General features: G+C 70.6%; 5 protein-coding genes. 2 read left to right on the top strand and 3 right to left on the bottom strand.

Features of this window, described 5'->3' with window-relative positions; all coding sequences use genetic code 11:
• Positions 1–55: 55 nt before the first annotated feature.
• The 3 genes from ACWCRB_RS19410 to ACWCRB_RS19400 all read right to left on the bottom strand — a co-directional run bounded on the left by ACWCRB_RS19410 (position 56) and on the right by ACWCRB_RS19400 (position 1733).
• Complete coding sequence (locus tag ACWCRB_RS19410; protein WP_450997213.1) at positions 56–385, bottom strand: WXG100 family type VII secretion target; 330 nt, start codon at positions 383–385, stop codon at positions 56–58.
• Positions 386–456: 71 nt separating this feature from the next.
• Positions 457–768 carry a hypothetical protein gene (locus tag ACWCRB_RS19405; protein WP_450997212.1) on the bottom strand — a complete coding sequence of 104 codons (312 nt, stop codon included), beginning with the start codon at positions 766–768 and terminating at the stop codon, positions 457–459.
• Positions 769–791: 23 nt separating this feature from the next.
• Complete coding sequence (locus ACWCRB_RS19400) at positions 792–1733, bottom strand: serine/arginine repetitive matrix protein 2 (RefSeq protein ID WP_450997211.1); 942 nt, start codon at positions 1731–1733, stop codon at positions 792–794.
• A 187-nt stretch (positions 1734–1920) separates the two neighbouring features.
• Here ACWCRB_RS19400 and ACWCRB_RS19395 point away from each other — a divergent pair, with 187 nt between their 5' ends.
• Complete coding sequence (locus ACWCRB_RS19395; RefSeq protein ID WP_450997210.1) at positions 1921–10569, top strand: hypothetical protein; 8649 nt, start codon at positions 1921–1923, stop codon at positions 10567–10569.
• A complete protein-coding gene (locus ACWCRB_RS19390; RefSeq protein ID WP_450997209.1) occupies positions 10566–13175 on the top strand; it encodes a right-handed parallel beta-helix repeat-containing protein in 2610 nt (869 codons plus the stop codon). The genes ACWCRB_RS19395 and ACWCRB_RS19390 overlap by 4 nt, the downstream gene beginning before the upstream one ends.
• Positions 13176–13201 lie beyond the last annotated feature (26 nt).

Raw genomic sequence — 13201 nt, 5'->3', positions numbered from 1 at the left:
GCGCACGCGGACCGGTCGGGCAAGGGTTCCCGGCAGGCGGCAAGGGACGGCAGGGTCAGGCGTTCGACTCGCTCTGGGCCTTGATGACCTCGTTGGCGATGTCCGTGTCGGACTGGGCGATCGAGTCGCCGATGTCCTTGAAGCTCTTGCCGTACTCGCCGATGTTCGCGGCCGAGGACTTCATCTGCTTGCTGAAGGCGTTGTAGGCGTCCCTGAGCGCGGGGCTGGCCTTCTCGAAGACGAGGCCGTCCTGGAGCAGACCGCTCACCGTGGTCTCCAGTTCGGCCAGTTCGGTGGAGATGTCGGTGAGCTTGGTGCCCATGGTCGTGGCGGCCCGGCCGATCTCGTCGTAGTCGAAAACGACATCCTGAGTTCCTGCTGCCATCGTGATCCTCCTGAAGTGTGGCCGACTGCTCGGGCTAACGGACTACTGGACGGGTGACTGGCCCAACCGGCCTACTGGCCGCTGCTGTTGACCTTCTCGGCGATGTCGTGGTCCATGCCCTTCACCGACTCCATGATCTTGCGGAACTGCTCGGCGTAGCCCTTGATGCTGTCGGTGGCCTCCTTCAGCGAGACGGTGAACTTCTCGTACTGCGTCTGGAGGGCGGGGCTGGTCTCGGTGAGGACCAGGGCGGTGTCCAGGAGGTTGTCCACCTCGAGCTTCGCCTCGTCCATGCGCGGGACGAGGGTCTGGTCGACGCTGGTGTCCAGCAGGCCGGCGACACGTTCGATCTCGGTGTAGGAGAGGCTGATGTTGGCTGCCATGGGGAGGGGTCCTTTCCCGGTCTCTACTCTTCGTCTTCTTCTTCGGGGGTCACCCATTCCGCGTCCGGGCCGGAGCGGGTGGAGACGGTGACCTTGCCGTCCTGGTCGGTGCTCGTCATGGTTCCCGAGCCGTCGTCGCCGATCACGAAGACGCTGGTGGTCTTCGAACCGTCCGCGTAGGTGGTGACCATGGTGTAGTCGCGGGCGTCGAAGGCGTCCTTGGTGCCGTTGCCCTCCGGATCGATGATCTTCGGGGCGGAGTCGTACGTGGTGACCGACGAGTAGGACTGGCCGTCGGGGGTCGTGATCGTCGACGTCTCTTTCATGACGTCGTGTTCGTCGTTCAGCTCGACCTTGACCTCGACCTTCCCGTTCTCGTCCTCGTAGGTGTACGTGGTCGGCGGGTCGGCCGAGGGCTTCTCCGGCTCGTCGCCCGGCGGATCGGGGGCGTCCTCGTCGTTCTGCCAGGTCTCGCACCAGGAAGGGGCGCCGTCGGCCCGGCAGACCTCACCGATGTCGGCGTCGGGATGCTGGTCGAAGTACTCGCCGGCGCCGATCTTGTCGAGGTAGGCGTCCCAGGTGTTCTTGTTCTCCTGCCAGTCCTCGTACGCCTCCGTGTCGTTCTTCCACTCGTCGAGCCCGATGCTGGAGCCCATGAGCCCGGCCGCGCTGGAGAGCTGGGAGTCGGCGTCGAAGAACGTGTTGGCGACGGAGCTGAAGACGTCGGCCAGCTCGCCGAGCCCGTCCTTGGCCTGCTTCGTACGGGAGGTGGAGCGGCGGTAGAAGAGGTTGAAGGCGGCGGAGAGACCGGAGTCGCCGAAGACCGCCCTGCGCTCGCTGGAGGTGTCCTCGCCCACCTCCTTGAACGCCCCGGTCGCGCCGCCGGAGTCGGCCTGGTCGGCAAGGTCGTGCATCTTCTTCTGGACCTTGTGCAGGGCCGAGTAGTCGATGGAGAAGTCCGCCACGCGTCGTACCTCCTGATGTGCCGTACGCCTCTTCCGACCTCTCCACGCACGAGGCCCCCGGGATGGTTCAACGGGCACTGTTTTCCCGTGCGTTGAACCATCCCGGGGTCCCGGTGCGTGGATGGTGCAGACGACGGCCCGTACGTACGTCCCGCGTTGTGTCCCGAAAGCAGATGGAGGCGCCCCGATGGCTCGTCCCGCCGACTGGAGTGCGCTCGGCATGGGCAGCGACCCCACCCCGGGCGACGCCGCCCGGATCGACGAGATCATCACCTCGCAGGGCGACCTGGTCACCTTGGCGGACACCATCGACTCCGGACTCACGGAGATCAAGAACACCACGGACGGCGCCTTCGTCGGCGAGACGGCGAACGCGCTGCGCAAGGTGATCGACGGTGATCTGCGCAACTACGTCTCCACGTTCCGCCAGGCCCACGAGGATGCCCAGGCCGCGCTGCGGACCTTCGTCGGGGTGATGCGTACCCAGCAGGAGCGGGCCGACGCCGCCCTGACCGCGGCGGCGGCGCTGGCCGAGGACGACGACGAGGGACGCGAGACGCACAAGAACACCGCCGAGGACGCCAAGGACATCCTGTCGGAGGCCGCCGACACCGCGGCGAGCGCGCTGACCACGGCGGCCGAGAGCATCGCCTCGCCGATCGACGAGTGCGAGGCGTTCTGGAAGGCGCTGGGCTGGCTGGCGCTGATCCTCATCATCCCCGCGATCATCGTCGGCGGTCCGCTGGCGCTGTTCGCCATCGGGCTCAACGTCGCGCTGCTGATCAAGACCGCGGTGGACTTCTCCCAGGGCAAGGCGAGCGTCACCGAACTGGTGCTCTCCATCCTGGGCGTCATCGCGCCCACCACCAAGGGCATCAACGTCGGCGCGGTGTTCAAGGGGCTGAAGGGGGCCGGTGTCTCCGCCTTCCAGGGCGGCAAGAACCTGCTCCTGGGCGGGCCCAACGCGCTCGGGCTGCTCGGCCGGCTGACGTTCGGCATCGACGACGCCTTCCGGGCCACCGGGGTCTGGCTGAACGGCGGTCTGCGCGGCCTGGGCGGGGTGAAGTTCACGCCCCTGACGTTCATGCCGGGGCTCAAGGGCTTCACCATGGGCGGGGCCGGCCTCGGCAAGGGCTTCGGCGTCGTCCCGCTGGCCAACGAACTGACCGTCATCAACCTGCTGGGCACGAAGAGCTTCTTCGCGGTGCGGACCGTGATCAGCGGTCTCAACGGCATCGGGAGGCTGGGCAGTTCGCTGGGCACCACGATGCTGAACGGCGTGCGCGGGCTCAACGGGCTGCGGTTCTTCCTGCCGGTCGCCGCGGACGAGATGGGCAACGGCCTGCTCTTCGCGCTGAGGATCGGCGTCATCGACCGCGGTGTCTTCGGCATGTACCGGTACGGGGCCTTCGCCGGCGGCCAGTTCCTCGGCGTGTCGAGCAAGATCAGCGGCGCGGCCGCGTCGGGGCTCACGCTGCTGCGGCCCGGGGCCGACCTGGGCGGCCTGTCCCACATCAACATGGGCAACTTCACCCCCAGTCCGACCGGCGGACTCGGCGCGGGGATGGCGGACCTGCCGTCGCTGAACCTGTCGTCCTCGATCGGGAACGTCAACCTCACCGGCGGTCTGAGCGGGCTCGGCGGGTCCTTCAACGCGCCCTTGCCGGCCATCGGCGCCCGTATCACCGACCTGCCCGCCGTCACCGGGCTCAGCGGTGTGCAGATGCCCCAGCTGGGCGGCCTCGGCAGCGTGAACATGGCCCAGCTGGGCGGCATCGGCAATATGAGCCTGCCGCAGCTGGGCCAGATCAGCCAGGTCGGCACGGTCGGCGTGGCCGGGCTCCGGGGCGCCGACCTCGCCGTGGGGGACGTCGCCGCGGTCGCCGTCGCCCGGATCGACGTACCGAGTCTGGGGTCGGTGGCGTCCGGGCCGACCGCGGTGCGGGTGGACATGCCGTCGATGGACGCGCGGGTGACCGACATCCCCTCGGCGAACGGCCTCGGGTCCGTGTCCTCGCCGTCCGTCGGCCAGGTCAATGTCCCGTCCGTCTCCCAGGTCAACGTGCCCACGATGGGCCTCGGCCAGGTCAACGTGCCCACGGTGAACATGGGCGGCGTGGACGTCCCCACGGCGGGTCTGCACCAGGTCAACGTGTCGAGCCCGGGGGCGCTGTCGAACGGCCCGACGACCGTACGGGTGGACGCCCCCGCGATGTCCGCGCGGATGACCGACATCCCCTCGGTGAACGGCGTCGGCTCGTCCCTGGGCCGGGTCGACGTGCCGTCGGTGGGCCGGATGGACATCCCGGCCACCGGGGGCGTGACCATGCCGTCCGTGGGCCGCGTCGACGTCCCGCCCACCGGCAGCGTGAACATGCCGTCCGTGGGCCGGGTGGACATCCCGTCGGTCGGGAGCGTCAACGTGCCCTCGGTGGGCCGGGTGGACGTCCCGGGCTCCGGGGGTGTGAGCATGCCGTCGTCGGTGGGCCGGGTCGACGTCCCGGTCACCGGGGGCGCGAACGGGCTGAGGGGAGGCGTGTCGGACGTCCCGGCCGGGGCCGCCCATGTGGAGGTGCCGCCCGCCACGGCCCTGGGGCGGGTGGACGCGCCCGTCAGCGGCATGCCCGCGGTGAACCCGGCGCCGGCGAACGCGCTGGGAACGCCCCCGGCCCCGACACCGACACCGACTCCGACCCCGACCCCGACTCCGACCCCGGGCGGGCTCGACGGCGGCCCGGGGTCGCACGTCCCGCCGCCCGGCACCGGGGGACCGGGCAGGAACGGAACCCCGGGCCTGCCCGGCAACGACAGCCTCATCGTCGACCTGCCGAAGCTCGGCCGCGTCGACCTGACCGCGTTCCGCGACCAGCACCGGACCATCCGGGTGTTCATGGAGCGCGAACAGTCCCTCAACTTCCAGCACACCTTCACCAACATCCCCGGGCTGCCGAACACCGTGCGCGTCGAGGTCACCCCGACGGCCACCGTGCCGCGGGTCGTCCCGGCCACCCCAGGGGTCCGGGCGACGTTCGAGACCCCGCCGGGCGGCGGCGACCGGTTCCTCAGGATCGAGCAGGACCTCGCGGGCGGCAGCAGCGTCCTCCGCACGGACTACCACCTGAGCGCCGCCCTGAACCACCAGCAGATCGACAGCAGGGTCGTCCAGGGCATCGAGCTCCAGAACGTCACCCGGCAGGCCCCGCCGCCGCATCAGAACGCCGCGGCCGGCCCCTCCGGGCTCAACAGCGCACCCGCCCAGGCGGTCGACGTGCCCGGCCTGAACGGCGTCCGCGTCGACATCACTCCCGGGTCCCTCCCGAACATCACCAACCCGAACGGCTTCCAGGGGCTGCGCGCGGACCGCATCGGCGACGGGAACGTCGTCCGCATCGAGCAGGTCAACGGGGGCGAGACCCACCGCTGGGACTTCGACGTGGACGCGAAAGGCCCCCGACTGGTCGGCGAAGAGCGCCAGATCACCCTCCAGGGCGGCCACTTCGGCGGTACGACGGTCAGGATGGACGTTATGCCGGGCAGCCCCGGCGGCATCCAGCACTTCGACGCGGGCGGCACGCTCCAGCCGACCCGGTTCACCCCCGTCGGCGGTGGGTACCGCGTCCCCGGTCCCGACAACCGGACCATCGTCTACGACGGCAATCTCGCGCACAGGTATGACGAGCTGCCGTTGAGCGGCGGCGGTGTTTTGAACGGCGAGCGCCTGCATATCGACTCCGTCGGTCCGATCCGTGTGGACGGTCAGGCGGGTACGACGGTCACTGCCCGACCGGGTGGTGGTTTCCGTGTCCATGAGCCGAGCAACCGGTTCACGGTCTACGGGGCCGGTGGCGGTTATGTGCACCGGGTTATGCCTGACCCTCATGGCAACTTCATCCGTTTCCCCGACGCCACTCACCAGAATCACCAGCTCATCGACGCGCGCGGCAACGTCGTCCCCAGTTCGCAGGTGGTGGCTCAGCCGAACGGTTTCCGGATCGACAACGGCGACGGGCTGCCGCACACGGTGGTCGACGACGCGGGTGTTCACACCCACAACGCTCAGATGCTGAACGGTGGTGGTGTGGGCGGGCAGTTCGTCCACACACCCGTTCCGGGCGGGCCGGGCGTGATCGTCCGCACCGACGTGGGTGGGGTGTCTCAGGGCGGTATCACACCGGTCGGCAACGACTTCCACGTCCCCACGGTGAACAACGCCAACCGGACCATCGTCTACGACGGTCAGTTCGCGTACAGGTATGACGAGCTGCCGCTGAGTGGCGGCGGTGTTTTGAACGGCGAGCGCCTGCATATCGACTCCGTCGGTCCGATCCGTGTGGACGGTCAGGCGGGTACGACGGTCACTGCCCGACCGGGTGGTGGTTTCCGTGTCCATGAGCCGAGCAACCGGTTCACGGTCTACGGGGCCGGTGGCGGTTATGTGCACCGGGTTATGCCTGACCCTCATGGCAACTTCATCCGTTTCCCCGACGCCACTCACCAGAATCACCAGCTCATCGACGCGCGCGGCAACGTCGTCCCCAGTTCGCAGGTGGTGGCTCAGCCGAACGGTTTCCGGATCGACAACGGCGACGGGCTGCCGCACACGGTGGTCGACGACGCGGGTGTTCACACCCACAACGCTCAGATGCTGAACGGTGGTGGTGTGGGCGGGCAGTTCGTCCACACACCCGTTCCGGGCGGGCCGGGCGTGATCGTCCGCACCGACGTGGGTGGGGTGTCTCAGGGCGGTATCACACCGGTCGGCAACGACTTCCACGTCCCCACGGCGAACAACGCCAACCGGACCATCGTCTACGACGGTCAGTTCGCGCACAGGTACGACGACCTCGCCCTCAACGGCGGTGCCCTGAACGGCACGAGCGTCCGTATCAACCCCAACGGCACGCTCCAGCTGAACGGTCAGTCGGGTGCGACCGTCACCGCCCAGTCGGGCAACGGCAACGGTTTCCGCGTCATCCGCGGCAACGACCACGTCGCCGTCGACGCCACGGGCCACCACGCCGCCGACGTGCGGGTACTGACCGGCGGCACCGCCCCCCACGCGAACGGCGAGTTCGTCCACATCCCGCCCGCCAACGGGCAGGCGGTCCTCAGGCAGGCCGACGGCGCCACCATCCCGAACGCCAACGTCACCGTCCGCGCCGACGGCACCTTCGTCGTCGCCCAGCCGAACATCGTCCGCCTCCACCGGGCGAACGGCGCCTTCGACTCCCAGACCGTCCGGCTCCAGGACGCGTCCGGCGTGGCTTTGCCGGCCGGGCAGAGCGTCCGCATCCACCCCGGCGGGGCCATGGAGGTGCTGGACAACAACCTGGTCGAGGTGCCGAACGTCAAGGTCAACGCGCGGCCCGGCGCCAACGCCGGATACCGCGTGGAGCAGACGGACGGCGGCTTCCAGTTGTACGGCAACAACGGCAGGATGGAGCGCTCCGTCGTCGTCGACACCAACCAGAACGGTGTCTTCCGGGTCAACGACGGGAACGGCACCCACCTCTACGACACCGTGCGCCTCGGCGACGGCATCGGCACCCGCTTCCTGCGCACGGACCTCAACCAAGTCCTGGACGGCGACCTGACCACGACGGGCGCCCCGGTCACCCGGGCGAACGGCCAGTACCGCGTCGGCGGCGTCGGTGCCCCGCACCAGGGCGAGTTCAAGCTGTACGACGCCGACGGGCGGCTCGCCTCCCAGCGGATCAACGTCATCCACGAGGGCCAGATCAAGCCCAACCAGCACATCGAGGTGACCTATCCGGCCGCGGGCGGCGCCAAGCCGACCTGGGAACGCATCCACCTCGACGGGACCGGCAACCCGCTGCCGCGGCCACAGAACGCCAACCGGCCCTGGTACGACGGCGGGACGGTCGACCTCAAGGGCCTCGACAACGGGCGGGTCAGGCTGCTCGGCCACTCCGGCGCCGAGGTGTTCGAGCGCCGCACGCTGCCGTTCGGCAACGGCGGCTCGATCGACGCGTACCACTCCTCCGCCGGGGCCGGGACCTTCGGCCGCTTCAACCAGCGTGGTGTGTGGACCGAGTTCGACGGGGCCGGCGTGGCGACCCGCCACGGCACCCGGCACTGGGGCGAGAGCGGTCGCAGCTACTTCGACGTCACCACCACCCGGGGCGTCGACACCCGCGTCCACCACTTCCAGCAGAACCCCGACGGCGGCCATGTGCTGGCGAACCTGGACCGCACGGTCTGGACCCAGAGCGCGGGCCGCGGCGACTGGCACCGCTTCGACGCGGACTACAACCACCTGGCGGAGGGGGCCAGGAAGTGGGGTCCGGGCCGGGGCTGGACGGACTCCATGGCCCACCCGAAGACCGGCGCGGACACCCTGGTCCACGAGAAGTTCGGCCGCTTCACCCCCACCCCGCACGACGTACGCCGCTACTTCCAGGTGGAGATGGGCGCGGACGGCATCCCCAAGCGGGACTGGATGTCCCACTCCGCGCACGGCAAGGAGAACGGCCGCGGCACGACCCTGAGCGACGGCAAGTTCCTGGAGACCCAACGCCTCGCCGAGCAGCGCCCGCCGTTCTTCGCCCGCTGGGCGATGAGCGGGGACTACCGGGCAACGAGCCTGGCCAACGCGAACTGGCTGCGGTTCGACGGCAGGTACCAGATCCACGAGTGGAAGCTGACGGACGCCGCCGCCGGCGGACTGCCCGAGCGGGGTGTGCGGTTCGTCAGCATGAGCGGTGTCACGACGGACATCGCGAGGAACGGCGACATCGTCCGCGTGACCGGCAAGGTGTCGAGCGGCAACGACCTCACCGTCGGCGACGTCCCGCTGCCGACCAGGCCGGGTGGCGTGCAGGTCCAGGCGGTCAACAACTACCTGCCCTGGTCGGAGGGCGCGGGCAAGCTCAACGGCCACCGCACTTACACGCAGGGCGACTTCACCGTGCAGCCGGGCGCCGGCTACGGGCAGGGCGACACCATCATCTTCCAGGACCGCTTCACCACCAACAGGGGCAACGGCGACTGGTACTCGCCCGACGCGAACAAGCAGTGGAACGTCGCCAGGACCGGGCTCAGCGACGGCACGGTGGTCGAGTACCGGCCCGCCCCCGCCGTCCGCCCGGACGGCCAGGCGGGCAACGGGGACATCGGCTTCCGGCAGAACATCCACGCCGGCAACGGCGACTGGACCAGGTACGACCCCCACGGCATGGTCGTCGGCCGCAAGGACACCTGGCCCGACCCGGCCGCCGGCGGCAACAACACCATCACGATCACCGCCACGGGCCCGGCGGGTGCGAAGACCCTGGAGTGGCACGGCCCGAACAACACCACCGGTCTCCGGGTGACGGAGAACAAGCGGGGCATGGAGACCTGGGCCTGGGACAAGGAGTCGTTCCAGGACTTCGAACGGATGAGGCCGACCGACGAGCTCCGGCTGATCCGCGAGCACCGGCTGCTCGGGGACGGCACCACCGTCGACGCCTGGCGCGTCAGCCGGAACCCGAACACCGGCGCCGAGACCTGGCAGTGGAACAAGATCGACCGGCACGGCAACGTCATGGACTTCGGCGGCGGCACCCCGAACCGGATCCGCAGCTGGATCGACTCCAACGGCAACGTGCTCCCCGGCTGGCGGCAGGACGCCCGCTGGCAGGACCAGGTGGCGACCCCGGACCCGGCCAACCCGGCCACCATCAACCACATGACCGTGCAGGAGATCCCGGCCCGCCCGGCCACCGGACCGATCCACTCCTGGGCCACCGACGCGCCGTTCCGGGTGCGCGAGTACGTCTCCGACGTCGGCGGCACGTTCAACTCCAACGTGTGGAAGGAGTTCGACAACGGCATCGACATCCGCCGCAAGACGGAACTCGGCGACGGCACCTTCCTGGAGAGCGAGGAGTGGCACAAGCAGTGGCGGCGCTACGACGCCACGACCGGCACGACGCTCCTCGAACAGCGCGCCATCTCCGGATACATCTGGAACACCGACACGTTCGGCCGGACCACGCTCATCGGCCGCGAGACCAACTACATCGGCGCGCTCGGCGAGTACCGTGGCTTCAGCCGGATGTGGCGCGAGCCCAACCGCTGGGACTTCGGCCGCAGCGTCGGCGGCGAGGCCGTGTACACCCCGTTCGCCGGGAAGGCCGCCCAGATGCTGGCCGTCGAGATGGGCCAGGAGTGGCTGCTCGACTTCAGCATGAACCTGGTCGTCTACGGCATCGTCGCGGCCGCCACCGGCGGCGAGTTCGGCTGGAACGACGTCGCCAAGGCGGCCTTCGGCGCGACCGTCAGCGCCGGCGTCAAGGGCACCATCTCGGCCGGACACCTCGCCACCTTCCGGGGCGGCCCCTGGAAGACCGGCCTCGGCCAGATGGACATGGGCCAGCCCTACTCCCGGCGCCCCAACGACGACGGCTGGCAGGGCGAGTTCGCGGGCAACGAGAAGGTCACCCGCTGGCGCTCGGGCACGTACGACTTCGGTGTCGGCATCTTCGGCGGCGCCCTGTCCGGATTCATCGGCGGCAGCGCGAGCGCGGCGATCTTCGGCGTGAAGGACAAGGACGGCAACACCGTCCATCTGTACGGCACCGACGCGCTGCTGGTGGGCGCGGCCGGTGCGGCGGCCGGTGTGGTCGGCGGCGTCACCACCGGCCTCGCCCGGACGATCATCACCCAGAACATCGCCGGGCGCTGGTACCACCGCCAGGGCTTCTTCGACATCTTCGTGGTGGCGGGGATGGGCAAGCTGGTCGACAAGATCTTCTCCAACATGTACTTGAGCGGTATCGTCCGCGACTCGGTCGTCGGCGGCAACGGCTGGAACGGCGGGGGCTACTCATGACGGACCAGATCATCAGGGTGGCGCCCAAGGGCCGGGGCACCCACCGCAGCATCGCCTCGGCGCTCACCGCCGCACCCGCCGGCGCGGTCGTCACCGTCGCGCCCGGCGAGTACGAGGAGATCCTGCGGCTCGACCGGCGCGTCACGCTGGAACCGGAGTACGGCCCCGGTTCGGTCGTCCTGCGGGCTCCCTGGGGGACCGCCCTCACCGTCACCGCCCCGGAGTGCCTGCTGACCGGCCTGGTGCTGCGCGGCGCCGGCCCCACGGAGGCGCTGGTCCGGGTCGAGGACGCGGCCGGGCTCAGCCTGGAGGACTGCCGGCTCGGCCACGGCCGGGTCGAGGTGCTCGGCTCCCCGGACGGCTCCGGAGCCGTCGCCAACGCCTCCCTGGACCTCGACAGCGATCTCGCCGCCGAACTGGCGGACCCGCTGGGCGGCGGCGTACTGGTGCTGCGCAGGACCCGGCTCAGCGGCGCCCAGCACACCGCGCTGCATCTCGCCGGGGACGCCCGCGCCCGCGTCGAGGACACGGTGATCGAGTCGGTCGACGGCATCGGCGTCGTGCTGTCCGGCACGGCCGTGCTGCTCGCCGAGCGGCTGCGGATCCAGGAGAACTCCGGGTCCGCGCTACGGGTTCGCGGCGGCTCCCGGCTGCTGCTGCGCGACGCGCGCCTGGTGGGCGCCGGACGCAACGGCGTCCTCGTCCAGGACACCGCCGAGGCCCTGCTCACCGACTGCCGGATCGAGGGCGTGGCCCGCTCCGGTGTCCAGGTCTCGCACGAGGCACGGGCCGAGCTGACCGACTGCCGGATCACCGGGGCGGGCGGCCACGGCCTGGAAGCCGGCGACACAGCACACATCACGGCACACGGCTGCCACGTCCTCGACCCGGCGGGCCACGGCCTGCTGGCGGCCGGCGGTACGACGGTGACGCTGGCCGACTCGCTGTTCGCCCGGACCGGCGGCTCGGCCCTGCACCTGGACGAGCGGGCGGTCGCGGTGGTGACCGGCTGCCGGGTGTCAGGCAGCGGGGAACACGCCCTGGCGATGGCCGGCGACGCACAGGCCGAGGTCACCCGGACCACACTGGCCGGCGCCCGGGCGTGCGGTGTCCAGGTGGAGGACGAGGCGCAGGTGGCGCTGGCCGCCGTACGCGTGGAGGACGGCGAGACGGGCGTACGGGTGCGTTCCGGCCGGGAGTCGCAACTCCTGGACTGCTCGGTGACCGGGCAGCGGCGCGGCGGCATCGAGCTGACCGCCGACGCGGTCGCCGTGCTGCGCGGCACCCGGATCGCCGAGGTGGGCGGCGCGGGCGTGACCGTCGACACCGGGGCCCGGCTGAGGATGGACGGCGGCGGGGTGTCCGGGGCGGGGGCCGGCGGACTGGTCCTGGGACGCAAGGCACAGGCCGAGGTGCGGGGCGTACGGATCGAGGGCACCGGCAAGAACGGGATCCTCGTCGGCGAGGAGTCCGGCGGCACCTTCGACCACTGCGACGTGACGGCCACCGCGTTCCCCGCGCTGCACATGGCCCGGGGCGCCACCCCGCGCTTCCGGGGCTGCCGGGTCTTCGACTGCGGCCACGACGCGCAACTCGCCGAGGGCGCCGAGCCGGTGTTCGAGGACTGCGCCGCGATCCGGGTCGGCACGGCCCTGCTCCCGACGCTCTCGGACCTGCCCACGGCCCCGGCCACGCCCCGCACACCCGCGGGCATCCCGACCACCCCCGCCGAACCGGCCGCCGGCACCCCCGGACTCGGCCAGCAGGGCGAGCCCGAACCCGAGCCGGAGACCCTGGAGGACCTGCTCGCCGAGCTGAACGAACTCGTCGGCCTGGACGGCGTCAAACGCGACGTCGGCGGCATGGTCAAGCTGATGCAGACCGTACGGCTGCGCGAGCAGGCGGGCCTGCCCGCCCCGCCGCTCAGCCGCCACCTGGTCTTCGCCGGCAACCCCGGCACCGGCAAGACGACCGTCGCCCGCCTCTACGGCCGCCTCCTCAAGGCGCTCGGCCTGCTCGCCCGCGGCCACCTGGTCGAGGTCGACCGCAGCGCCCTCGTCGGCGAGTACGTCGGTCACACCGGCCCGAAGACCACCGAGGCCTTCCACCGCGCCCGGGGCGGCGTCCTCTTCATCGACGAGGCGTACGCCCTGGCCCCGGCCGGGGCCGCGAACGACTTCGGCGGCGAGGCGATCGCCACCCTGGTCAAGCTGATGGAGGACCACCGGGACGAGGTCGTCGTCATCGCCGCCGGCTACCCGGACGACATGGACCGCTTCATCGGCTCCAACCCCGGCCTGTCCTCACGCTTCACCCGCAGCCTGGTCTTCGCCGACTACTCCACGGCCGAAGTGGTCAGCATCGTCGAGCACCACGCCCAGCGCCACCAGTACGAACTCAGCACGGCCGCCCGCAAGGCGCTGACCGAGCACGTCGAACTGATCCCGCGAGGCGCCCAGTTCGGCAACGGCCGCACGGCCCGCCAGCTCTTCCAGCGCATGACGGAACGTCAGGCCATGCGGGTCGCCGAGCTGACCGCGCCCGAGGCGGCCCAACTCGTGCTGCTGGACGAGCAGGACCTGCCCCAGTCCGCCACACCCGTCTGACCGGCCCCTGTCCGTCCTACGGCCCC

It is taken from the genome of Streptomyces sp. NPDC002156 (genome assembly GCF_053593675.1).
This window is presented reverse-complemented; position numbering and strand designations above follow the sequence as displayed.